Here is a 22,790-nt window from a genome sequence, read left to right on the forward strand (position 1 = left end):
ATCAAAAATATCCACAGCGATAAGATGCGTTGGGGACGTTTTCTATTACTTCCGAAATACTCTTGTAAACAGAGTTATCCACAGATTTCGAGGCTGGCAGAAACCTCGCAAAAAGTTAGCAGGGTGAATAGTATCTCTGTAACTTGCTGTATCTGCTTGATAAAATTTGATTTCAAAATGTTATTGAGATCACTTGACCTCATCTCCAGCCCTGATGCTGCTTGAGTTTGTAATTTTATTCACAGGCTGTGAATAGTTCACGCATCCCGCGGAAGCCCTTTTTCGATCACCCTCACCAGGCGTTGTTTTTGCGGTGGTTGTACCTCAACCACGCAGGCATTTCGCTTCTCGATCTGCTGCGCAATCGCCCACTCTATGTGTTCATCGAGAAGTGGGTGCTCACCTCTACGGCTCTCAAGCGCCCGGATATTCGCTTCATCCCACGGGGCATTCCCTAGCGCAACGGCGACATTACGCAGCCAGCGCAAATGGCCAATACGGCGAATGGCCGAACCTTCCGTCACTTTCAGAAACCAGGCTTCACTCCAGGCGAACAGTTCAATGAGCTGTGGGGCATGCAGCGCCTTACGCGGGCTGAAATCCTCTTCGTCCGTGAGTTGCGAATAGCGGTTCCACGGGCAGATTAACTGGCAGTCGTCGCAGCCGTAGATGCGGTTGCCGATAAGTGGCCGAAATTCTTCAGGGATTGCCCCTTCCAGCTCAATGGTGAGATAGGAGATGCAGCGCCGGGCATCCACCGTATAGGGCTCCACGATAGCGCCCGTCGGACAGATGGTCATACAGGCCACGCAGCGCCCACAGCCTTCTTCTACCGGGCCATCTACCGGCAGCGGTAAATCAATCAGCAGTTCACCAAGGAAAAAGAACGATCCGGCGTCGCGGCTCAGAATAAGTGAGTGCTTACCTGTCCAGCCAAGCCCGGCTTTTTCAGCGATCGGGCGCTCAAGAACAGGCGCAGAGTCGACAAACGGTCTAAAATTCAGCGAAACACAGTGCTGCTGAATAGTTTCGCCGAGTTTTTTTAGCCGGTTACGCAGAAGTTTATGGTAATCACGCCCCAGGGCATACCGGCTGACGTAACCCAGAGAGGGATTTTTTAACGTACGCGCAAAGGCCGCGTTTGCAGGCAGGTAGTTCATGCGTACGCTGATAACGCGTAATGTACCCGGCAACAGCTCGTGTGGACGGGCCCGCATCATGCCATGACGCGCCATCCACTCCATTTCGCCGTGGTATTGTTTGTCCAGCCAGGCCTGCAGTTTCGGCTCGCTGGCGGAGAGGTCGGTGTCGGTGATCCCCACCTTCTGGAAGCCAAGCTCAGCACCCCACTGTTTTATATTTTGCGCTAATTGATTGAGATCGAGGGGCTGTGACATGACGGACCATACAGTGAAGAAAAACCCCGCAAGTATACCACATTCCATCTGGCATGCGGATGACCTCAGACGCGCCGAAAAAGAGGCCGCGGACAGCCTTGGCATTACCCTTTATGAACATATGCAACGGGCGGGCGAGGCGGCATTTAACGTTGCCCGCAGCGCGTACCCGCAATCTGCTCACTGGCTCATTTTATGCGGACACGGCAATAACGGCGGTGATGGTTACGTCGTCGCCCGTCTGGCGGTCGCGACAGGTCTCCGCGTTACGTTACTGGCGCTGGAGAGCGATAAGCCGCTGCCGGAAGAAGCCAGCGCCGCGCGGGAAGCCTGGCTGAATGCAGGCGGAGTGATTCATGCATCCGATATCGTCTGGCCAGAGGATGTTGATCTGATTGTTGATGGCCTGCTGGGCACCGGGTTATGTAGTGCGCCCCGTGACAACGTTGCCGCTCTGATTGCGCGCGCCAATGCCCATACTGCGCCGGTGGTGGCCCTGGATATTCCCTCTGGCCTGATGGCGGAAACCGGTGCGACGCCGGGAGCGGTGATCCAGGCTGCGCAAACCGTCACGTTTATTGCCCTGAAGCCGGGGTTGCTCACCGGGAAAGCGAGGGATGTGGTGGGCATATTGCACCATAACGCCCTGGGGCTGGAGAGCTGGCTTGCCGGGCAGGAGACACACCTTTCCCGCTTTGATGCCACGCAGCTTAGCCACTGGTTGCCGCCGCGTCGGCCAACGTCGCACAAGGGCGACCACGGCAGGCTGGTCATCATTGGCGGCGATCGCGGTACGGCCGGCGCTATCCGGATGACAGGGGAAGCGGCGCTGCGCAGTGGCGCGGGGCTGGTACGAGTGCTGACGCGCGGTGAAAACATCCCCCCCATTATTACAGCCCGACCGGAACTGATGGTGCATGAGCTTACGCCGCAGACCCTTGAAGAGAGCCTTGAATGGGCGGATGTGGTGGTGATTGGCCCGGGCCTGGGGCAACAGGCCTGGGGTAAGCAGGCGCTGCAAAAGGTCGAGAATTTTCGTAAACCGATGCTCTGGGATGCCGACGCGCTGAACCTTCTGGCAATCAACCCGGATAAGCGTCACAATCGCATCCTGACGCCACACCCCGGCGAAGCCGCGCGGCTGCTTAACTGCAGCGTGGCAGAAATTGAAAGCGATCGCTTACTTTCTGCCCGCCGTCTGGTAAAACGTTACGGAGGTGTTGCGGTTCTGAAAGGGGCGGGAACCGTTATCGCAAGCGATGAGGCACTGGGCATTATCGATGCCGGAAATGCGGGCATGGCGAGTGGCGGAATGGGCGATGTGCTTTCAGGCATCGTCGGCGCATTGCTTGGACAGAAACTTCCCCTTTATGATGCAGCCTGTGCTGGCTGCGTGGCTCACGGTGCGGCGGCTGACAGCCTGGCTGCACGGTATGGCACACGCGGGATGCTGGCCACCGATCTTTTTTGCACGCTGCGGCGTGTTGTTAACCCGGATGTGATTGACGTAGAAAATGACTAATCGAGCGATTCCTTTACCTGATGAACAAGCCACTTTAGAACTCGGCAAGCGCGTGGCGCAGGCCTGTCAGGGGGCGACTGTCATTTATCTTTATGGTGATTTAGGTGCGGGTAAAACCACCTTCAGCCGGGGTTTTCTGCAGGCGTTAGGCCATAACGGGAATGTGAAAAGCCCAACCTACACGCTGGTAGAGCCGTACACTCTTGAAAATCTCATGGTGTATCACTTCGATTTATACCGACTTGCGAATCCTGAGGAGCTGGAATTTATGGGGATCCGTGATTATTTTGCCAATGATGCCATCTGCCTGGTGGAGTGGCCGCAACAAGGTGCGGGTGTGTTGCCTGACCCGGATGTCGAAATTCACTTAGATTACCAGGCACAAGGGCGTGAGGCGCGCATCAGTGCTGTTTCCTCATCAGGCAGTTCCTTACTGGCGCGTTTAGCCGGTTGAGCGTAGGGATGACGGGATGATAAATCGCGTTAAAGGTTGGTTAGTGGCTGCCACAGTGCTGCTGTGCGCGCAGGCTGGTGCGGCAAGCCTCTCGGATATTCAGGTGTCGAACGGGGAGAGTCAGGCCCGGATCACGTTCAGTTTTATGGGCGACCCTGAGTATGCTTTTTCACAACCAGACAGCCGCAGTGTGGCGCTGGATATCAAACAAACCGGTGTGATCCAGGGGTTGCCGTTGCAGTTCAGCGGGAACAACCTGGTCAAAAGTATCCGTTCGGGGACGCCAAAAGACAGCCAGTCATTGCGCCTGGTGGTCGATCTGACCGAAAAGGGTAAAACGCGGGCGGTGAAGCAGCAAAACGGCGCAAATTATACGGTGGTGTTTACCATCAACGCTGACGCGCCTCCACCACCGCCACCGCCGCCGGTTGTGGCGAAGCGCGTGGAAGAGCCGGTTTATACCCCGCGTCCATCTCAACCTGCGCGTAATCCGTTTAAAACCGACAACGATCGCATGACCAGCGTCACCAGCAGTAACACCGTGACGCGCCCGGCAGCCAGCGCGCGTCGTGTGGTCAGCGGTGATAAAGTGATTATCGCCATTGATGCCGGTCACGGCGGGCAGGATCCTGGGGCAATTGGCCCGGGCGGTACGCGCGAGAAAAATGTGACCATCGCCATTGCCCGTAAGCTACGGACCCTGTTGAACGATGACCCGATGTTTAAAGGCGTATTAACCCGTGACGGCGATTACTTTATCTCCGTGATGGGACGCTCAGACGTGGCGCGTAAGCAAAATGCCAATTTCCTGGTCTCCATTCATGCGGATGCCGCGCCAAACCGTAACGCCACGGGGGCATCGGTATGGGTGCTTTCGAACCGTCGGGCGAACAGTGAAATGGCCAACTGGCTTGAAGAGCATGAGAAGCAGTCCGAACTATTAGGTGGTGCGGGCGATGTGCTGGCCAACAGCCAGTCTGACCCGTATCTCAGCCAGGCGGTGCTCGATTTACAGTTCGGTCATTCCCAGCGCGTCGGGTATGATGTCGCCACTAATGTACTGAACCAGTTGCAAGGCATCGGGGCATTGCACAAGCGCCGCCCGGAGCATGCGAGCCTCGGGGTTCTGCGTTCGCCGGACATTCCATCGATCCTCGTGGAAACGGGCTTTATCAGCAATAACAGCGAAGAGCGTTTGCTGGGCAGTGACAGCTACCAGCAGCAAATTGCCGAAGCGATTTATAACGGTCTGCGTAAATACTTTGAGGCACATCCGCTGCAGTCTGCGCCGCAGGGCGGTGCAGCCCAGACGGCCAGTGCCGTGCTGCCGGGTGAGATGACCGCGACCAACTAAGGAGAATTCATGCCGATTCAGGTTCTACCGCCGCAGCTTGCGAACCAAATCGCCGCCGGTGAGGTGGTGGAGCGCCCTGCGTCGGTGGTGAAGGAGCTGGTCGAAAACAGTCTCGATGCGGGAGCCACCCGCATCGACATTGATATCGAACGTGGTGGCGCAAAGCTGATTCGCATTCGTGACAACGGGTGTGGCATCAAAAAAGACGAGCTGGCGCTGGCGCTGGCGCGTCACGCCACCAGTAAAATCGCCTCTCTGGACGACCTTGAAGCGATCATCAGCCTCGGATTTCGCGGCGAGGCGCTGGCCAGTATCAGCTCGGTTTCCCGTTTAACGCTGACCTCCCGTACGGCCGAACAGCAGGAAGCCTGGCAGGCCTACGCCGAAGGGCGTGATATGGACGTTACGGTCAAGCCTGCGGCGCATCCTGTCGGCACGACGCTCGAAGTACTGGATCTCTTCTACAATACTCCCGCCCGCCGTAAGTTTATGCGCACCGAGAAGACCGAATTCGGTCATATCGATGAGATTATCCGCCGTATCGCGCTGGCGCGTTTCGATGTCACCATCAACCTCAGCCATAATGGCAAGGTGATGCGTCAGTACCGCGCGGTAGCGGAAGGTGGGCAGAAAGAGCGTCGTCTGGGCGCTATCTGCGGTACGCCGTTTCTGGAACAAGCGCTGGCCATTGAATGGCAGCACGGCGATCTGGCCCTGCGCGGTTGGGTTGCCGACCCGAACGCCAGCAGTGCCGCCTTCGCGGAGATCCAGTATTGTTACGTGAATGGTCGTATGATGCGCGACCGTCTGATCAACCACGCCATTCGTCAGGCCTGCGAGGATAAGCTTGGCGCGGATCAGCAGCCTGCGTTTGTGCTTTATCTGGAAATCGACCCGCATCAGGTTGATGTTAACGTCCATCCCGCCAAGCATGAAGTTCGGTTCCATCAGTCGCGACTGGTGCACGATTTTATCTATCAGGGCGTGCTGAGCGTCCTGCAGCAGCAGGTTGAACCCACTCTGCCGCTGCAAAACGAAGAGCCCGCTCCGCGTCCGATACCGGAAAACCGTGTTGCGGCGGGGCGCAACCACTTTGCCGAGCCTGCCGTCGCGCGTGAAGCGGAAGCGCCGCGTTTCTCATCGGCGGGGAGCGCGCCGCGACCCACCGGCGCGAACTATCCTAACGCCCAGCCCGGCTATCAAAAGCAGCAGGGGGCGTTGTACCGTAAATTGCTGGAAACCCCCGCAGTTACGCGTAAAGAGCACATTGAGGTGCAAACGCCTTCGCTGGAAGGGCATAGCCAGAGCTTTGGCCGGGTGCTGACGATTATCGCCCCGGATATGGCGTTACTCGAACGTGAGGGCAAGCTTATGCTGCTGGCTCTGCCGGTTGCGGAACGCTGGCTTAAACAGGTGCAACTGACCCCGGGTGAAAACGCGGCTTGCGCTCAGCCGTTACTGATCCCGGTTCGGCTAAAAATATCCGCTGACGAAACAAGGGTATTGCAGCGCGCAGAGGCCCAACTGGCGCAGATGGGGATAGAAATGGTACTGGAATCACAGCATGTGACAATTCGTGCAGTGCCTTTACCCTTACGCCAACAAAATTTACAAAACTTGATTCCTGAACTGATAGGCTACCTGGCGCAGCAAACGTCGTTTGATGCCGCCAACACCGCGCAGTGGATCGCCCGCCATTTGGCCAGCGAACATACGCCGTGGAGTATGGCGCAGGCGATTAGCGTGCTGGCAGAGGTGGAACGCCTTTGCCCGCATCTGGTGAAAGCACCGCCGGGTGGATTATTACAACCTGTTGATTTACAAACGGCGATGACCGCCCTGAAACATGATTGATATCAGTAAGGCGAGCCTGCCTAAGGCGATTTTTTTGATGGGCCCTACGGCCTCCGGCAAAACGGCGTTAGCTATTGAGCTTCGTAAAGTTTTGCCTGTAGAGTTGATTAGTGTCGATTCTGCCCTCATCTACCGAGGAATGGACATCGGCACAGCGAAGCCAGACGCAGACGAACTGCGCGCGGCACCGCATCGTTTGCTGGATATTCTCGACCCGGCTCAGGCCTACTCCGCAGCGGATTTTCGCCGCGATGCCTTAGCCGAGATGGCCGAGATAACGGCGGCGGGACGTATACCGCTGTTGGTTGGCGGAACCATGCTCTATTTCAAGGCGTTGCTGGAGGGGTTATCTCCTCTGCCATCAGCGGACCCTGAAATAAGAGCAAAAATTGAGCAGCAGGCGGCAGAGCAGGGATGGGACGTTTTGCATCAGCAACTGGCAGAGATTGACCCGGTTGCCGCAGCACGGATCCATCCAAATGATCCGCAAAGGCTTTCCCGGGCACTGGAAGTTTTTTTCATTTCGGGTAAAACTTTAACGGAACTGACGCAAACGTCAGGAGACGCTCTGCCGTATCAGGTGCATCAGTTCGCCATCGCCCCGGCGAGCCGTGAACTGCTCCATCAACGAATTGAGCAGCGTTTTCATCAGATGTTGGCTTCAGATTTTGAAGCAGAAGTGCGGGCGCTATTTGCCCGTGGAGATTTGCATACGGATATGCCTTCCGTTCGTTGTGTGGGATACCGCCAGATGTGGTCATACCTTGAAGGCGAGATTTCATATGATGAAATGGTTTATAGAGGTGTTTGCGCCACGAGACAGTTAGCGAAGCGCCAGATCACCTGGTTGCGCGGTTGGGAAGGAGTTCACTGGTTAGACAGTGAAAAACCGCAACAGGCGTTAAACGAAGTGATTGAGGTTGTTGGTGATATCGCTCACTGAATGTGTACAATTGAGACGTATCGTGCGCAATTTTTCAGAATCGCAAGGTTCTAAGTACAAAACAAGCATATAAGGAAAAGATAGAATGGCTAAGGGGCAATCTTTACAAGATCCGTTCCTGAACGCATTGCGTCGGGAACGTGTTCCAGTTTCTATTTATTTGGTGAATGGTATTAAGCTGCAAGGTCAGATTGAGTCTTTCGATCAGTTCGTGATCCTGTTGAAAAACACGGTCAGCCAGATGGTCTACAAGCACGCTATTTCTACTGTTGTTCCGTCCCGTCCGGTATCCCATCACAGCAATAACGCTGGCGGCGGCACTGGTAGTAACTACCATCATGGCAGCAACGCGCAGGGTTCTTCTGCTCCTGCGCAGGACAGCGACGAAACCGAATAAGGTTTCGCACTGTTATCCACACGGGGAGCCAGGGATCCTGCGTTCCCCGCTGATCTTTTTAGAGGGTTTTACGCTTGTTTGACCGTTATGATGCCGGTGAGCAGGCGGTGCTGGTACACATCTATTTTTCGCAAGACAAAGATATGGAAGACCTCCAGGAGTTTGAATCTCTGGTCTCTTCCGCCGGTGTCGAAGCAATGCAGGTGATTACCGGTAGCCGTAAAGCGCCGCACCCAAAGTATTTTGTTGGTGAAGGTAAAGCAGTAGAAATTGCGGATGCCGTAAAAGCAACCGGTGCGTCAGTCGTGTTGTTTGATCATGCGCTGTCTCCGGCGCAGGAGCGTAACCTGGAAGCGCTTTGCGAATGCCGTGTTATCGATCGCACGGGGTTGATTTTAGATATTTTTGCTCAGCGTGCACGCACCCATGAGGGTAAGCTGCAGGTTGAGCTGGCGCAGCTGCGCCATCTGGCCACGCGTCTTGTACGTGGCTGGACCCACCTTGAACGACAAAAAGGCGGGATTGGTTTGCGCGGTCCGGGTGAAACCCAGCTCGAAACCGACCGCCGTTTGCTGCGTGGCCGTATTACCCAGATCCTCTCACGTCTGGAAAGAGTCGAGAAACAGCGTGAGCAGGGACGTCGGGCGCGCACGAAAGCCGACATCCCGACGGTGTCGCTGGTGGGGTATACCAACGCCGGTAAATCCACCCTGTTTAACCAGATTACCGAGGCCCAGGTCTATGCCGCAGACCAGCTGTTTGCGACCCTGGACCCGACGTTGCGTCGTATAGACGTGGCGGATGTGGGGGAAACCGTGCTGGCGGATACCGTAGGGTTTATCCGCCATCTGCCGCATGACCTGGTGGCCGCGTTTAAAGCCACCCTGCAGGAGACGCGTCAGGCGACCCTGCTGCTGCACGTGATTGATGCTGCAGATGTTCGCGTGCAGGAAAACATCGACGCGGTGAATGTGGTGCTGGAAGAGATCGAGGCCCACGAGATCCCAACGCTGTTGGTGATGAACAAGATCGACATGCTGGATGAATTTGAGCCGCGTATCGATCGTGATGAAGAGAACAAACCGATTCGGGTCTGGCTTTCTGCCCAGACCGGTATTGGTGTGCCACTGCTTTTCCAGGCTTTGACAGAACGTCTTTCCGGTGAGGTAGCCCAGCACACGCTGCGACTGCCGCCACAGGAAGGCAGGCTGCGCAGCCGGTTTTATCAGCTTCAGGCGATAGAAAAAGAGTGGATGGAGGATGACGGCAGCGTGGGGATGCAGGTGCGTATGCCGATCGTTGACTGGCGTCGCCTCTGTAAACAAGAACCTGCGCTGGTCGACTATATCGTCTGATCGGAAAGGGTATGCCTGAATAATTCGCCCTTGCATAACAAATATGGAGCATATACATGGCGTGGAATCAGCCCGGTAATAACGGACAGGACCGCGACCCGTGGGGAAGCAGCAATAATCAAGGCGGCAACTCTGGGGGAAATGGCAACAAAGGTGGTCGCGATCAGGGGCCGCCGGATCTGGATGATATCTTCCGCAAGCTAAGCAAGAAGCTTGGTGGGCTCGGTGGAGGAAAAGGGTCTGGCTCGGGTGGCAATTCTACCCAGGGCCCGCGCCCGCAAATGGGTGGCCGCATTGTGGGCATTGTGGCCGCTGCCGTGGTCATCATCTGGGCTGCCAGCGGGTTCTACACCATTAAAGAAGCCGAGCGCGGCGTGGTCACCCGTTTTGGTAAGTTCAGCCATCTGGTTGAGCCGGGCCTGAACTGGAAACCGACCTTCATTGACGACGTGACCGCAGTGAACGTGGAATCGGTGCGTGAGCTGGCCGCTTCCGGCGTGATGCTGACCTCTGACGAGAACGTGGTGCGCGTTGAGATGAACGTACAGTATCGCGTGACCGATCCAGAACGTTATCTGTTTAGCGTGACCAGCGCAGATGACAGCCTGCGTCAGGCCACCGATAGCGCCCTGCGCGGTGTGATCGGTAAATACACCATGGACCGTATTCTGACCGAAGGTCGTACCGTTATTCGTAGCGATACCCAGCGTGAGCTGGAAGAGACCATTCGTCCGTACAACATGGGGATCACCCTGCTTGACGTCAACTTCCAGGCCGCTCGTCCGCCGGAAGAGGTGAAAGCCGCGTTTGATGATGCGATTGCCGCGCGTGAAAACGAACAGCAGTACATCCGTGAAGCAGAAGCGTACACCAACGAAGTTCAGCCTCGTGCTAACGGTCAGGCGCAGCGTATTCTTGAAGAAGCACGTGCCTATAAGACTCAGACGATCCTGGAAGCACAGGGTGAAGTGGCTCGTTTCGCGCGCATTCTGCCGGAATATAAAGCGGCTCCGGAAATTACCCGTGAGCGTCTCTATATCGAGACCATGGAAAAAGTGCTGAGCCATACACGTAAAGTGCTGGTTAACGACAGCAAAGGTGGAAACCTGATGGTACTGCCGCTGGATCAGATGCTGAAAGGCGGTTCTGCACCGGCAGCGAAAGACAACAGCGGTGCGAATAACCTGCTGCGTCTGCCACCTGCATCGTCCGGTAGCTCAAGCGCAACAACCACGCCTTCTTCGAACGATGGTGACATTATGGACCAACGCCGTGCTAACGCGCAGCGTAACGACTACCAGCGTCAGGGGGAATAAGGATGCGTAAGTCAGTTATTGCGATCATCGTCATCGTACTGGTCGTACTTTATACCTCTATCTTTGTGGTGAAAGAGGGCGAGCGCGGGATTAAGTTCCAGTTCAGCAGCGTCGTCCGTGACAGTGACAAGCGTCCGGTGATTTATGAGCCGGGTCTGCACTTCAAGGTGCCTTTTATCCAGTCTGTGAAGACGCTTGATGCGCGTATCCAGACCATGGATAACCAGGCTGATCGTTTCGTGACCAAAGAGAAGAAAGACCTGATCGTTGACTCCTACATTAAGTGGCGTATCAGTGATTTCAGCCGTTACTTCCTGGCAACAGGCGGTGGTGATGTTTCTCAGGCGGAAGTGCTGTTGAAACGTAAATTCTCTGACCGTCTGCGTTCTGAGATTGGTCGTCTGGATGTGAAAGACATCGTGACCGACTCCCGTGGTCGTCTGACCCTGGAAGTACGCGATGCGCTGAACTCCGGTACTGCAGGTACGGAAGACGAAGTGGAAACGCCAGCGGCGGACGATGCGATTGCCAAGGCGGCTGAACGTGTTCAGGCTGAAACCAATGGCAAGGTACCGGTGATCAACCCGAACAGTATGGCTGCACTGGGTATCGAAGTGGTGGATGTGCGTATTAAGCAGATCAACCTGCCGGCAGAAGTGTCTGAGGCGATCTACAACCGTATGCGTGCAGAACGTGAAGCGGTAGCCCGTCGTCACCGTTCACAGGGTCAGGAAGAGGCTGAGAAACTGCGTGCAGCCGCGGACTACGAAGTGACCAAGACGCTGGCGGAATCTGAGCGTCAGGGCCGTATCCTGCGTGGTGAAGGTGATGCGGAAGCCGCGAAGCTGTTTGCCGATGCGTTTAGCCAGGATCCAGACTTCTACGCCTTTATCCGTAGCCTGCGTGCTTACGAGAATAGCTTTAAGAGCAACCAGGATGTGATGGTGCTCAGCCCGGACAGCGATTTCTTCCGTTATATGAAGACGCCAACTAACGCAACGCGATAAACTCAGGTTAGTTTGAGTATTCAAACCACCGCTCCCAACGGAGCGGTGGTTTTCTTTTATAAGGATTAAAAATGAATTCAACGATCTGGCTGGCCCTGGCGCTGGTTTTAGTCCTGGAAGGCCTGGGGCCGATGCTTTATCCGCGCGCCTGGCGTCGGATGATCGCCACCCTGAGTCAGTTGCCGGATAATATTTTGCGCCGATTCGGTGGCGGTCTTGTGGTTGCTGGCATTGTTATCTACTACATGTTGAGGAAAACGATTGGCTGATCAAAAAGTGATCGGATTTGGCATATTTTGGGGTCAAAAAGTGCTGTATATCTGAAAAAGCGATGGTAGAATCCATTTTTAAGCAAACGGTGATTTTGAAAAAAATGGGTAACAACGTCGTCGTACTGGGCACCCAATGGGGTGACGAAGGTAAAGGGAAGATTGTTGATCTTCTGACTGAACGGGCTAAATATGTTGTGCGCTACCAGGGCGGTCACAACGCAGGCCATACTCTCGTAATCAACGGTGAAAAAACCGTCCTCCATCTTATTCCATCAGGCATTCTCCGCGAAAACGTCACCAGCATCATCGGTAACGGCGTAGTGCTGTCTCCGGCTGCGCTGATGAAAGAGATGAAAGGTCTGGAAGACCGTGGTATCCCGGTTCGCGAGCGTCTGCTGCTCTCCGAAGCCTGCCCGCTGATCCTTGATTATCACGTGGCACTGGACGTTGCGCGTGAAAAAGCGCGTGGCGCGAAAGCGATCGGCACCACCGGTCGTGGTATCGGCCCGGCTTATGAAGACAAAGTAGCTCGTCGCGGTCTGCGCGTGGGCGACCTGTTTGATAAAGCGACCTTCGCTGAAAAACTGAAAGAAGTGATGGAATATCACAACTTCCAGCTGGTGAACTTCTACAAAGCTGACGCTGTTGACTACCAGAAAGTGCTGGATGACGTCATGGCGATTGCTGACATTCTGACCGGTATGGTTGTTGATGTGTCCGATCTGCTTGACCAGGCACGCAAGCGTGGCGATTTCGTCATGTTCGAAGGTGCGCAGGGTACGCTGCTGGACATCGACCACGGTACCTATCCGTACGTAACCTCCTCCAACACCACCGCAGGTGGCGTGGCGACGGGTTCTGGCCTGGGTCCACGTTATGTGGATTACGTTCTGGGTATCATTAAAGCGTACTCCACTCGCGTGGGTGCGGGTCCATTCCCGACCGAGCTGTTTGATGAAACCGGCGAGTTCCTGTGCAAGCAGGGTAACGAGTTTGGCGCGACCACCGGTCGTCGTCGTCGTACCGGCTGGCTGGATGCGGTTGCTGTGCGTCGTGCAGTGCAGATCAACTCCCTGTCTGGTTTCTGCCTGACCAAGCTGGACGTACTGGACGGCCTGAAAGAAGTGAAAATCTGCGTCGGCTACCGCATGCCAGATGGCCGTGAAGTGACCACCACGCCGCTGGCTGCTGACGACTGGGAAGGCATCGAGCCAATCTACGAAACCATGCCAGGCTGGTCTGAGACCACCTTTGGTGTGAAAGAGCGTAGCGGCCTGCCGCAGGCGGCGCTGGATTACATCAAGCGCATTGAAGAACTGACCGAAGTGCCGATCGACATTATCTCTACCGGCCCGGATCGTACTGAAACGATGATCCTGCGCGACCCGTTCGACGCATAATCTTCGTGACTGCTGGCCTGCGGGGAAACCCGTAGGCTGGATAAGCGTAGCGCCATCCGGCGACCGCTCCTGGATCTCCGCTTTTTCGCCCCGTCTGTCAAATAAATTAGCCGCTAACTATCTGGCTGGTTTATCATCATTAATGAATCACTTTGCGGTCTATCCGCGTTTTCCTTTTTTCCTGAGGTTGATGTGCAGTTAACAAGTTTCACCGATTACGGCTTACGTGCGCTGATCTACATGGCGTCGTTACCCGATGGGAAAATGACCAGTATCTCTGAAGTAACAGAGGTCTACGGCGTGTCCCGTAATCATATGGTCAAAATAATCAATCAACTTAGTCGTGCCGGATACGTTGCTGCCGTCCGCGGGAAAAATGGTGGGATCCGTCTCGGTAAACCGGCGCAAAGTATTCGTATCGGGGATGTGGTACGTGAACTGGAGCCATTATCTCTGGTGAACTGCAGCAGCGAGTTCTGCCACATTACGCCCGCTTGTCGCCTGAAACAGGCGCTTTCTCTGGCCGTGCAAAGTTTTCTCAAGGAACTGGATAACTACACGCTGGCCGATTTGGTTGAAGAGAATCAACCGCTTTATAAATTATTGCTGGTGGAATGAAGAAAATTTCCACCGGAGCTGACAACGGAGGAACCGATATGTCACATGATCCTTTCCAGGAACGCGAAGCTGAAAAATACGCGAATCCTATTCCCAGCCGCGAGTTCATCATTGAACACTTAACAAAACGCGAAAAACCCGCCAATCGTGAAGAACTTGCTGTTGAATTAAACATTGAAGGTGAAGAGCAAATTGAAGCCCTTCGCCGCCGACTGCGTGCTATGGAGCGCGACGGGCAACTGGTCTTTACCCGCCGCCAGTGCTATGCGCTACCAGAACGCCTCGACCTGCTGAAAGGGACCGTCATTGGTCACCGCGACGGTTACGGTTTTCTGCGCGTAGAGGGCCGTAAAGACGATCTCTACCTCTCATCCGAACAGATGAAAATGTGTATCCATGGCGACCAGATCCTGGCGCAGCCGCTGGGTGCCGATCGTAAAGGTCGTCGCGAAGCACGTGTGGTTCGTGTGCTGGTGCCAAAAACCAGCCAGATCGTTGGCCGCTACTTTACCGATGCCGGTGTAGGCTTTGTGGTACCGGATGACAGCCGTCTGAGCTTCGATATCCTGATCCCGCCTGAAGAGGTGATGGGCGCGCGCATGGGCTTTGTGGTGGTGGTGGAGCTTACCCAGCGTCCAACGCGTCGCACCAAAGCGGTAGGGAAAATTGTGGAAGTGCTGGGCGATAACATGGGTACCGGCATGGCTGTTGATATGGCCCTGCGTACGCATGAGATCCCTTACATCTGGCCAAAAGCGGTTGAAGAGCAGATTGTGGGCCTGAAGGAAGAGGTTCCGGAAGAGTCCAAAGCGGGACGTGTGGACCTGCGCAGTCTGCCGCTGGTCACCATTGATGGTGAAGACGCCCGCGACTTCGATGACGCCGTATACTGCGAGAAAAAACGCGGTGGCGGCTGGCGTCTGTGGGTTGCTATCGCGGACGTGAGCTATTACGTTCGTCCCCACACGCCACTCGATAACGAAGCGCGCAGCCGTGGTACGTCGGTCTACTTCCCGTCTCAGGTGGTACCGATGCTGCCGGAAGTGCTCTCCAATGGCCTCTGTTCCCTGAACCCGCAGGTTGATCGCCTGTGTATGGTTTGCGAGATGACCATCTCCAGTAAAGGTCGCTTAACCGGTTACAAGTTCTACGAAGCGGTGATGAGTTCCCATGCGCGCCTGACCTATACCAAGGTCTGGCATATGCTGCAGGGGGACCAGGATCTGCGTGAGCAGTATGCGCCGCTGGTCAAACATATCGAAGAGCTGCATAACCTCTACAAAACGCTGGATCAGGCACGCGAAGAGCGCGGCGGGATCTCGTTTGAAAGCGAAGAGGCGAAGTTCATTTTCAACGCTGAACGCCGCATTGAGCGTATCGAACAGACCCAGCGTAATGATGCGCATAAGCTGATCGAGGAGTGTATGATCCTGGCGAACATTTCGGCGGCCCGTTTCGTCGAGAAAGCCAAGGAACCCGCGCTGTTCCGTATCCACGATAAACCGTCGACGGAAGCGATCACCGCGTTCCGCTCCGTACTGGCTGAACTCGGTCTGGAGCTGCCTGGCGGTAACAAGCCAGAGCCGCGCGATTATGCCGAGCTGCTGGAATCCATTGGCGATCGCCCGGATGCAGAAATGCTGCAGACCATGCTGCTGCGCTCCATGAAGCAGGCGATTTACGATCCGGAAAACCGTGGTCACTTCGGTCTGGCGCTGCAGTCTTACGCCCACTTTACATCGCCGATCCGTCGTTATCCGGACCTGTCTTTGCACCGCGCGATCAAGTATCTGCTGGCGCAGGAGCAGGGCCATAAAGGAAACACGACTGAAACCGGCGGGTACCACTATTCCATGGAAGAGATGCTGCAACTGGGTCAGCACTGTTCCATGACCGAGCGCCGTGCCGATGAAGCGACGCGCGAAGTCTCTGACTGGCTGAAATGCGACTTTATGCTGGATCAGGTCGGTAACATTTTCAAAGGCGTCATTGCCAGTGTGACCGGGTTTGGTTTCTTTGTTCGTCTGGACGAGCTGTTTATCGACGGTCTGGTGCATGTCTCCAGTCTGGATAACGACTACTACCGTTTCGACCAGGTCGGGCAGCGTCTGATTGGCGAATCGGGTGGACAGACCTATCGCCTTGGCGATCGGGTGGAAGTGAAGGTCGAAGCCGTCAACATGGACGAGCGTAAGATTGACTTCAGCCTGATCTCCAGCGAGCGCGCGCCGCGTAACGTAGGGAAAACCGCGCGTGAGAAGGCGAAAAAAGGCGGTAACGGCAACGCGAGTGGCAAACGGCGTCAGGCGGGCAAGAAAGTAAACTTCGAGCCAGACAGCGCATTCCGCGGTGAGAAAAAGCAGAAGCCAAAAGCGGCGAAGAAAGAGGCTCGCAAGGCGAAAAAGCCGTCCGCGAAAACGCAGAAAATTGCTGCTGCGACCAAAGCGAAGCGCGCAGCGAAGAAACAGCAGGCGGAGTAAATCCTCCCCTCACCCTGACCCTCTCCCCAACGGGGAGAGGGGGAATTACCTATTATGAGAATCATCAATGAGTGAAATGATTTACGGCATCCACGCGGTGCAGGCCCTGCTGGAGCGCGCACCGGAGCGTTTTCAGGAAGTGTTTATTCTGAAAGGGCGTGAAGACAAACGTCTGATGCCGCTGATCCACGCACTGGAAGCGCAGGGCGTGGTGATCCAGCTGGCCAATCGCCAGTTCCTGGATGAGAAAAGTGAAGGTGCGGTTCACCAGGGAATTATTGCCCGCGTGAAGCCAGGTCGTCAGTATCAGGAAAACGATCTGCCGGATCTGATCGCTGCACTGGATAACCCGTTCTTCCTGATCCTTGATGGCGTGACCGATCCGCATAACCTCGGCGCGTGTCTGCGTAGTGCTGATGCGGCAGGCGTTCATGCGGTGATCGTGCCGAAAGATCGTTCTGCACAGCTGAACGCGACGGCGAAGAAAGTGGCCTGTGGTGCAGCGGAAAACGTTCCACTGATCCGCGTCACCAACCTGGCGCGCACCATGCGTCTGCTGCAGGAAGAGAATATCTGGATCGTCGGTACCGCCGGTGAAGCGGATCATACTCTGTATCAGAGCAAAATGACCGGCCGACTGGCGCTGGTGATGGGGGCGGAAGGTGAAGGCATGCGTCGCCTGACGCGCGAGCACTGCGATGAGCTGATCAGCATCCCGATGGCGGGCAGCGTGTCGTCCCTGAACGTTTCTGTTGCAACGGGTATTTGCCTGTTTGAAGCGGTACGTCAGCGCGCAGAATAAACAGCAAGGCCGTCCTGTGGACGGCCTTTTGTGTTTTCTCCCTCTCCCGGTGGGAGAGGGCCGGGGTGAGGGCACCAGACGGTGACAACCTCACTCCTCCAGCGCCCGCAAATGGTCATCCTTCCTGAGCGTCATCAGCGCCACAATACTCACTACCGCCGTCGCCATGACGTAATATGCCGGAATATCGAGGTTTCCCGTCTCTTTAATCAGCCCGGTAATGATCAGCCCCGCACACCCCGAGAAAATGGCATTCGACAAGGAATACGCCAGCCCAAGTCCCGTATAGCGCACGCGCGTCGGGAACATCTCTGAGAGCATTGCCGGCCCTGGACCTGCGAGCATGCCCACCAGACCGCCCGCAATCAACACCATGATCGCTTTCACCGCCAGGGTACTCGACTCCGCCTGCAGAATTTTCAGCAGCGGCAGGGCGAGGATCAGCAGTAACGCGGTGGCGATAATCATTACCGTGCGGCGGCCGATCCTGTCGCTCAGGATCCCCGACGGAATAATGGTGAGCGCAAAGCCGATATTCGAAATCACGGCTATTAACAGTGCCTGGTTAAATCCGGTGTGCAGTGCCGATTGCAGATAGGTCGGCATAATCACCAGATAGGTATAACCCGCCGCCGACCAGACCATCACCCGGCCAATTCCCATCACGATCGCTTTAATTGTGGCGACGGTACTGGCCTGTGCGATGAGCGGTTTTTCCTGCTGCTGCACGAAGCTCGGCGTCTCTTCCATACTCACCCGCAACCAGAGCGCCACCACACCCATGGGTAACGCCAGGAAAAATGGAATGCGCCAGCCCCAGTCATGCAGGGCTTCCGGTGTCAGTAATGCAGAAAGCAAGGCGACAATACCCGCGCCCGCTAACAACCCCAGCGCCACCGTGAACGACTGCCATGCGCCATACAGACCGCGTTTACCGCGGGGTGCAAATTCCGTCATCAAGGAAACGGCACCACCGTACTCACCTCCCGCAAACAATCCCTGCAGGATGCGCAGCAGCGTGACGATCAGTGGGGCGGCGATACCGATGCTGGCATAGACCGGCACAATGCCGATGGCGGCGGTGGCGAGCGTCATCAGCACCAGCACAATGATCAGCGTCGGTTTACGGCCAATACGGTCACCAATACGGCCAAATACCACCGCCCCCAGCGGACGGAAAAAGAAAGCGATGGCAAACGAGGCATAGGTGAGGATCAGGCTGGTCAGCCCTGACTCACCTTCAAGCTGGAAGAAGTTTTTCGCAATCACGGTGGCCAGAAAGCCGTAGACCGCAAACTCATACCACTCGATGAAATTACCAATGGAGCCTGCAATTAACGCACGCTTATGCGCATTCGGTTGCATAACTTTCCTCACTGAAAGGGGTAAGAATAAATTATTCAATAAAAGTGAAGTGATGAAATAGTTTATTCTTATGTTCTGTGAGCTATTTCACGAATGATATCAGCGGGATCGCTACCGTGTGACCTTACTCCCATGCAGCGTGCACGCGGTCTGTCCATACTTATCTTCATTGCCACTGAAGGAGGGAGACAGCATGCACTGGCAAACACATACCGTTTTTAACCAACCCGCACCGCTTTCGAACAGCAACCTTTTTCTCTCTGATTGTGCCCTGCGTGACGCGGTGGCTCGCGAAGGCGCGGAGTGGGATAGCGAGCTGCTGGCCAGTATCGGCCAGCAGTTAGGTACGGCGGAGTCACTGGAGCTTGGCAGGCTGGCGAACGTCAATCCGCCGGAGTTACTCCGCTATGACCCCACCGGTGAGCGGCTGGATGATGTCCGTTTTCACCCCGCCTGGCATCTTCTGATGCAGGGGCTGTGTGCTAACCGGGTGCATAACCTGGCGTGGGAAGAGGAGGCGCGTAAAGGCTCCTTTGTCGCTCGCGCCGCGCGCTTCGTGTTGCATGCTCAGGTTGAGGCCGGAACGCTGTGTCCCGTTACCATGACGTTTGCCGCCACGCCGCTGCTGCAACAGGCGCTGCCTGAATCTTTCCAGAACTGGCTCACGCCGCTACTGAGCGATCGTTATGATCCTCACCTTGCCCCTGGAGCCCAAAAGCGCGGCCTGCTGATCGGCATGGGGATGACGGAAAAACAGGGCGGCTCGGACGTGCTCAGCAACACCACCAAAGCGGAAAAGTGCAGCGACGGCAGCTACCGGCTGGTGGGTCATAAGTGGTTTTTCTCCGTGCCACAAAGCGATGCGCATCTGGTGCTGGCGCAGGCGAAAGGCGGGTTGTCCTGCTTTTTTGTTCCTCGCTTTTTGCCTGACGGGCAGCGCAACGCCGTGCGCCTGGAGCGGCTGAAAGACAAGCTCGGTAACCGCGCTAACGCCAGCAGTGAAGCGGAGTTTCTGGATGCGTCCGGTTGGTTGTTAGGGGAAGAGGGGGAAGGGGTACGACAGATCCTGCGCATGGGCGGGTTAACGCGTTTTGACTGCGCTCTGGGCAGCCATGGGTTGATGCGTCGGGCATTATCCGTGGCGCTGTACCACGCCCATCAGCTACAGACGTTCGGGAAAAACCTCATCGATCAGCCGCTGATGCGCGACGTTCTGAGCCGCATGGCGCTGGTGCTGGAGGGGCAAACGGCACTGCTGTTTCGCCTTGCCCGGGCGTGGGATAAACGCGCCGATCCGCAAGAGGCGGCCTGGGCGCGGCTTTTCACACCAGCCGCGAAATACAGCGTCTGCAAAGCGGGTATCCCGTTTGTGGCAGAGGCGATGGAGGTGTTGGGCGGCATCGGGTACTGCGAGGAGAGTGAACTCCCCCGCCTGTATCGCGAGATGCCGGTGAACAGCATCTGGGAAGGCTCAGGGAACATCATGTGTCTGGATGTTCTGCGCGTTCTGGCGAAGCAGCCGGGTATGTTCGATCTGCTGGCAGAGGATTTTGCGCAGGTAAAAGGCCAGGACAGGCACTTCGATCGCAGCTGGCGACAGTTACAGCAAAAGCTGCGTAAACCGCAGGAGGCGCAGGGCCGGGAGATTGCGCATCAGCTATTCCTGCTGGGCGCCGGAAGCCAGATGCTGCGGCACGCATCCCCACCTGTCGCGCAGGCCTGGTGCCGTATGATGCTGGATACCCGTGGCGGCACACTGATGACAGAGCAGGTTCAAAGTGATCTGCTGCTGCGCGCCACGGGCAGAGTGGGCTAGTTTTTAAGCTGGAACAGGCTCACCAGCTGGGTCAGGTGCGACCCTTTCTCGCGCAGCGATTGTGCCGTTTGCTCGCTGCGCGAGACGCGATCGGCGTTGATGTGGGAGGCTTCACCAATATGGGTCATGGCCAGATTCACCTGACGGATCCCCGCCGACTGTTCGCGGGATGCATGGTTGATCCCGGTCACCAGTTGGTTGATGTTATCGATGTGCGCGATGATGGCATCCATCGCCAGACGCGTCTGCTCTGAGAGCGCATGGCCTTCACTCACCTTGTTCAGCGTGTCGCCAATTAGCTGCTCAATTTCTTTCACGGCGTTAGCGCTGCGTGCCGCCAGGGCGCGCACTTCCTGCGCGACCACAGCAAACCCTTTTCCGTGCTCGCCGGCGCGTGCAGCTTCAACCGCTGCATTAAGCGCCAGAATATTGGTCTGGAAAGCAATCGACTCAATCACGCGCGTGATGTCCTCGATGCGCTTTGAGGCGTCGCGAATAGCATCCATGGTGGAGACTGCGTTCGTCACCGTCTCGCCCCCCTGATGCACCGCGCGTGAGGTTTCCCCCACCAGCTGCTGCGTTTGTTCCATATTGGCCGCGTTTTGCTGCACGGTTGCGGCGAGTTGTTCCATACTCGCGGAGGTCTCTTCAACGCTGCTGGCCTGTTTGTTGATCTGCTCTGAGATCTCACCGGTATCAGAGGCCAGGGCGTTAGTCCCCAGATGGATCTCGCCTGCGGCCTCGCGTACCTGCAGGACAATTTTTTCCAGACCGCCGCCGATCCCGTTGATGGCGTCGATAAGTTGGCCAACCTCGTCCTGACGGGTAACGGCCAGGCTGGCACGCAGATCGCCCGCAGCATACTGCCGGGCAAGGTGAATGACGTTACGCAGCGGGCGCGTCAGCATGCGACGAATGATGATGACAAACAGCGCGGCAAACAGGACTGACAGCGCCACGCCTGCCAGCAGGAAGCGATCCCGCATCGTGGTGACGCTTGAGAGCAGGACCGATTTATCCACTTCCCCCACAATGGTCCAGTTCCAGCCCGGCAGCGGCGTGTAGGCCATTTTCACGATACGACCGTCCTCACTTACGCGTTCCAGCGTACCCGGGGTATTGCTCAGCAACTGCTGCTGGGTGGCGCTGTCCCACTCAGGCAACTGGCCTTCTCTGCTCGTGTGGAACAGTAACTGTCCGCGCGTTTTACCGTTGCTGCGATCCAGCACGAAGAAGTGTCCACTGTCACCTAAACGGCGATTGAGGATTTTTTCGCGCATTACGTTCCAGGAGTGAGTGATATCCACACCAACAAAAATGATCCCAATGACCTGGCCGTCTGCGTTTTTGAACGGCTGATACTGGGTGATATAGCGCTTGCCGAACAGCAGCGCCAGACCGCGATAGACCTCGCCTTTAGTGACGGCCGCATAGGCCGGGCTGGCAGTGTCCAGAACGGTACCCATTGCCCGATCGCCATTCTCTTTGCGCAGGGAGGTGGCGACACGGACAAAATCATTACCGCTACGCACAAACAGGGTCGAGATTGCCCCTGTACGCTTGAGGAAATCGTCAGAAAGGGCATTGTTTTCATGCAGGCCCGTTTCTCCCCCTTTCAGAAGGGGCACGCTAAGCCCGTTAATGGTCTGGAGTTGACTACTGTCGACGCTCAAAGGTTGCGGTAAAAAGGTGGTGAACAGCCGGGTATAGCTCTCGACCTCTTCGCTCAGACTGGTGTTAAACATCTGTACCATATCAACCATACCGGTGGACTGGTTATGCAGGTCTTCTACCGCAAGGGCTTCAAGCTGCTGGCTGGCTTTATGGCTGAGCAGAAAAGTGAAAAGCAGAAACAGCGTGGCGACACTCACACCGGTAAGAAGCGATAACTTTGCGCCCAGACCCGCACGGCGAAAAAAGGTGATCATAAATTGCTCATTATTGAAAAGGTATGGCTTTTCAACGGCAGGGCAGAGCTAACATTTACTTAAAAAATGTAACAAAATCTTATCAAGTTGTTTTTTATGGCTTTGAAGGGAGATAAAAAATTTGCAAAAACGAAAAGCCACTAAAAATAAGTGGCTTTTATCGGAGATGATTAGACATAGAGAATAGCTTGTACGCGCCAATGATCGCTACGGTTATCTTCCTGCATCTGTACAATGCGATACCAGGAAGCGCCCTGTTCATCGGCTTTTAATGCCACGACACGTTCAACATCTTGCGGGCTCCCCGAAATGTTATTGACGGAGATCTGGCCAATTTCATTAAGGCCAGTGACGCAATCAGCACTGGCGAATTCTGCTGACTGTGCAGTCGTGCTCACAAGGCCTGCCGAGAGCAACAGAGAGGTCAAAGCAAGAGTTCGTTTCATTGTCAGCTCCATTTCACATTTCTCCGGTATCCGCCGGGCACTCCTTCGCAAATAAACTCACTTC

The 22,790-nt window shown here is 55.8% G+C and carries 19 protein-coding genes; 15 read left to right on the forward strand and 4 right to left on the reverse strand.

Translation table 11 applies throughout. The annotated features are described in order from the left end of the window. Nucleotides 1-257: 257 nt before the first annotated feature. Nucleotides 258-1,397 carry a tRNA epoxyqueuosine(34) reductase QueG gene (gene queG / locus EKN38_RS08325; protein ID WP_014830375.1) on the reverse strand — a complete coding sequence of 380 codons (1,140 nt, stop codon included), beginning with the start codon at nucleotides 1,395-1,397 and terminating at the stop codon, nucleotides 258-260. On the opposite strand from queG, the gene nnr reads away from it, so the two are divergent. From nnr to rlmB, 14 genes are all read left to right on the forward strand, one after another. After that, nucleotides 1,396-2,919, forward strand: coding sequence for a bifunctional ADP-dependent NAD(P)H-hydrate dehydratase/NAD(P)H-hydrate epimerase (nnr, locus tag EKN38_RS08330; protein ID WP_126521985.1), 1,524 nt, complete (start codon nucleotides 1,396-1,398; stop codon nucleotides 2,917-2,919). The two genes, queG and nnr, sit on opposite strands and share 2 nt — an antisense overlap. After that, complete coding sequence (tsaE, locus tag EKN38_RS08335) at nucleotides 2,912-3,373, forward strand: tRNA (adenosine(37)-N6)-threonylcarbamoyltransferase complex ATPase subunit type 1 TsaE (RefSeq protein ID WP_014830377.1); 462 nt, start codon at nucleotides 2,912-2,914, stop codon at nucleotides 3,371-3,373. The genes nnr and tsaE overlap by 8 nt, the downstream gene beginning before the upstream one ends. 16 nt (nucleotides 3,374-3,389) lie before the next feature. Then, nucleotides 3,390-4,727: an N-acetylmuramoyl-L-alanine amidase AmiB gene (gene amiB / locus EKN38_RS08340; protein ID WP_014830378.1), complete on the forward strand. Its 1,338-nt coding sequence runs from the start codon at nucleotides 3,390-3,392 to the stop codon at nucleotides 4,725-4,727. Between the two features lie 9 nt (nucleotides 4,728-4,736). Then, nucleotides 4,737-6,581, forward strand: a complete 1,845-nt coding sequence (mutL, locus tag EKN38_RS08345) for a DNA mismatch repair endonuclease MutL (protein ID WP_014830379.1) — start codon at nucleotides 4,737-4,739, stop codon at nucleotides 6,579-6,581. Beyond that, the gene (miaA, locus tag EKN38_RS08350; RefSeq protein ID WP_014830380.1) at nucleotides 6,574-7,524 is read left to right on the forward strand and encodes a tRNA (adenosine(37)-N6)-dimethylallyltransferase MiaA; all 951 of its coding nucleotides are present in this window, start codon (nucleotides 6,574-6,576) and stop codon (nucleotides 7,522-7,524) included. The genes mutL and miaA overlap by 8 nt, the downstream gene beginning before the upstream one ends. An 85-nt stretch (nucleotides 7,525-7,609) precedes the next feature. Then, entirely contained in the window at nucleotides 7,610-7,921 is a 312-nt protein-coding gene (gene hfq, locus EKN38_RS08355) for an RNA chaperone Hfq (protein WP_013095287.1), read from the forward strand. Between the two features lie 74 nt (nucleotides 7,922-7,995). Next, the gene (gene hflX, locus EKN38_RS08360; protein WP_014830381.1) at nucleotides 7,996-9,276 is read left to right on the forward strand and encodes a ribosome rescue GTPase HflX; all 1,281 of its coding nucleotides are present in this window, start codon (nucleotides 7,996-7,998) and stop codon (nucleotides 9,274-9,276) included. 56 nt (nucleotides 9,277-9,332) lie between these two features. Continuing rightward, nucleotides 9,333-10,592 (forward strand): FtsH protease activity modulator HflK, encoded by a 1,260-nt coding sequence (hflK, locus tag EKN38_RS08365; protein WP_014830382.1) that lies wholly within the window; start codon nucleotides 9,333-9,335, stop codon nucleotides 10,590-10,592. Nucleotides 10,593-10,594: 2 nt separating this feature from the next. After that, on the forward strand, nucleotides 10,595-11,599 hold the full coding sequence (gene hflC, locus EKN38_RS08370; protein ID WP_014830383.1) for a protease modulator HflC: 1,005 nt from the start codon (nucleotides 10,595-10,597) through the stop codon (nucleotides 11,597-11,599). A gap of 71 nt (nucleotides 11,600-11,670) precedes the next feature. Next, nucleotides 11,671-11,868, forward strand: coding sequence for a DUF2065 domain-containing protein (locus EKN38_RS08375; protein WP_013095291.1), 198 nt, complete (start codon nucleotides 11,671-11,673; stop codon nucleotides 11,866-11,868). Nucleotides 11,869-11,972: 104 nt separating this feature from the next. Then, nucleotides 11,973-13,271, forward strand: a complete 1,299-nt coding sequence (locus EKN38_RS08380; RefSeq protein ID WP_006178975.1) for an adenylosuccinate synthase — start codon at nucleotides 11,973-11,975, stop codon at nucleotides 13,269-13,271. 192 nt (nucleotides 13,272-13,463) lie between these two features. Then, the gene (nsrR, locus tag EKN38_RS08385) at nucleotides 13,464-13,889 is read left to right on the forward strand and encodes a nitric oxide-sensing transcriptional repressor NsrR (RefSeq protein ID WP_014830384.1); all 426 of its coding nucleotides are present in this window, start codon (nucleotides 13,464-13,466) and stop codon (nucleotides 13,887-13,889) included. Between the two features lie 38 nt (nucleotides 13,890-13,927). Further along, entirely contained in the window at nucleotides 13,928-16,369 is a 2,442-nt protein-coding gene (rnr, locus tag EKN38_RS08390; protein ID WP_014830385.1) for a ribonuclease R, read from the forward strand. Between the two features lie 67 nt (nucleotides 16,370-16,436). After that, the gene (gene rlmB, locus EKN38_RS08395; protein ID WP_014830386.1) at nucleotides 16,437-17,171 is read left to right on the forward strand and encodes a 23S rRNA (guanosine(2251)-2'-O)-methyltransferase RlmB; all 735 of its coding nucleotides are present in this window, start codon (nucleotides 16,437-16,439) and stop codon (nucleotides 17,169-17,171) included. A gap of 90 nt (nucleotides 17,172-17,261) precedes the next feature. Here the strand turns inward: rlmB and EKN38_RS08400 are convergent, their stop codons facing one another. Then, nucleotides 17,262-18,536 (reverse strand): MFS transporter, encoded by a 1,275-nt coding sequence (locus EKN38_RS08400; protein WP_014830387.1) that lies wholly within the window; start codon nucleotides 18,534-18,536, stop codon nucleotides 17,262-17,264. A gap of 193 nt (nucleotides 18,537-18,729) precedes the next feature. Between EKN38_RS08400 and EKN38_RS08405 the strand changes: the two genes are divergently transcribed. After that, entirely contained in the window at nucleotides 18,730-20,352 is a 1,623-nt protein-coding gene (locus tag EKN38_RS08405) for an isovaleryl-CoA dehydrogenase (protein WP_126521987.1), read from the forward strand. Here the strand turns inward: EKN38_RS08405 and EKN38_RS08410 are convergent. Both EKN38_RS08410 and yjfN read right to left on the reverse strand, forming a co-directional pair. Beyond that, on the reverse strand, nucleotides 20,349-22,280 hold the full coding sequence (locus EKN38_RS08410) for a methyl-accepting chemotaxis protein (RefSeq protein WP_014830389.1): 1,932 nt from the start codon (nucleotides 22,278-22,280) through the stop codon (nucleotides 20,349-20,351). The genes EKN38_RS08405 and EKN38_RS08410 overlap by 4 nt on opposite strands. Nucleotides 22,281-22,450: 170 nt before the next feature. Beyond that, complete coding sequence (gene yjfN, locus EKN38_RS08415; RefSeq protein ID WP_043951556.1) at nucleotides 22,451-22,738, reverse strand: DUF1471 family protease activator YjfN; 288 nt, start codon at nucleotides 22,736-22,738, stop codon at nucleotides 22,451-22,453. Between the last annotated feature and the right edge of the window lie 52 nt (nucleotides 22,739-22,790).

It is taken from the genome of Enterobacter sp. WCHEn045836 (genome assembly GCF_003965585.1).
In the GTDB taxonomy this organism is placed as follows: domain Bacteria; phylum Pseudomonadota; class Gammaproteobacteria; order Enterobacterales; family Enterobacteriaceae; genus Enterobacter; species Enterobacter dissolvens.

What these genes read in the sequence shown, in the direction of transcription:
- nnr (WP_126521985.1), top strand. Translation starts at nt 1,396, where the DNA reads ATGACGGACCATACAGTGAAGAAAAACCCCGCAAGTATACCACATTCC.
- queG (WP_014830375.1), bottom strand. Translation starts at nt 1,397, where the DNA reads ATGTCACAGCCCCTCGATCTCAATCAATTAGCGCAAAATATAAAACAG.
- tsaE (WP_014830377.1), top strand. Translation starts at nt 2,912, where the DNA reads ATGACTAATCGAGCGATTCCTTTACCTGATGAACAAGCCACTTTAGAA.
- amiB (WP_014830378.1), top strand. Translation starts at nt 3,390, where the DNA reads ATGATAAATCGCGTTAAAGGTTGGTTAGTGGCTGCCACAGTGCTGCTG.
- mutL (WP_014830379.1), top strand. Translation starts at nt 4,737, where the DNA reads ATGCCGATTCAGGTTCTACCGCCGCAGCTTGCGAACCAAATCGCCGCC.
- miaA (WP_014830380.1), top strand. Translation starts at nt 6,574, where the DNA reads ATGATTGATATCAGTAAGGCGAGCCTGCCTAAGGCGATTTTTTTGATG.
- hfq (WP_013095287.1), top strand. Translation starts at nt 7,610, where the DNA reads ATGGCTAAGGGGCAATCTTTACAAGATCCGTTCCTGAACGCATTGCGT.
- hflK (WP_014830382.1), top strand. Translation starts at nt 9,333, where the DNA reads ATGGCGTGGAATCAGCCCGGTAATAACGGACAGGACCGCGACCCGTGG.
- hflC (WP_014830383.1), top strand. Translation starts at nt 10,595, where the DNA reads ATGCGTAAGTCAGTTATTGCGATCATCGTCATCGTACTGGTCGTACTT.
- EKN38_RS08375 (WP_013095291.1), top strand. Translation starts at nt 11,671, where the DNA reads ATGAATTCAACGATCTGGCTGGCCCTGGCGCTGGTTTTAGTCCTGGAA.
- EKN38_RS08380 (WP_006178975.1), top strand. Translation starts at nt 11,973, where the DNA reads ATGGGTAACAACGTCGTCGTACTGGGCACCCAATGGGGTGACGAAGGT.
- rnr (WP_014830385.1), top strand. Translation starts at nt 13,928, where the DNA reads ATGTCACATGATCCTTTCCAGGAACGCGAAGCTGAAAAATACGCGAAT.
- rlmB (WP_014830386.1), top strand. Translation starts at nt 16,437, where the DNA reads ATGAGTGAAATGATTTACGGCATCCACGCGGTGCAGGCCCTGCTGGAG.
- EKN38_RS08400 (WP_014830387.1), bottom strand. Translation starts at nt 18,536, where the DNA reads ATGCAACCGAATGCGCATAAGCGTGCGTTAATTGCAGGCTCCATTGGT.
- EKN38_RS08405 (WP_126521987.1), top strand. Translation starts at nt 18,730, where the DNA reads ATGCACTGGCAAACACATACCGTTTTTAACCAACCCGCACCGCTTTCG.
- EKN38_RS08410 (WP_014830389.1), bottom strand. Translation starts at nt 22,280, where the DNA reads ATGATCACCTTTTTTCGCCGTGCGGGTCTGGGCGCAAAGTTATCGCTT.
- yjfN (WP_043951556.1), bottom strand. Translation starts at nt 22,738, where the DNA reads ATGGAGCTGACAATGAAACGAACTCTTGCTTTGACCTCTCTGTTGCTC.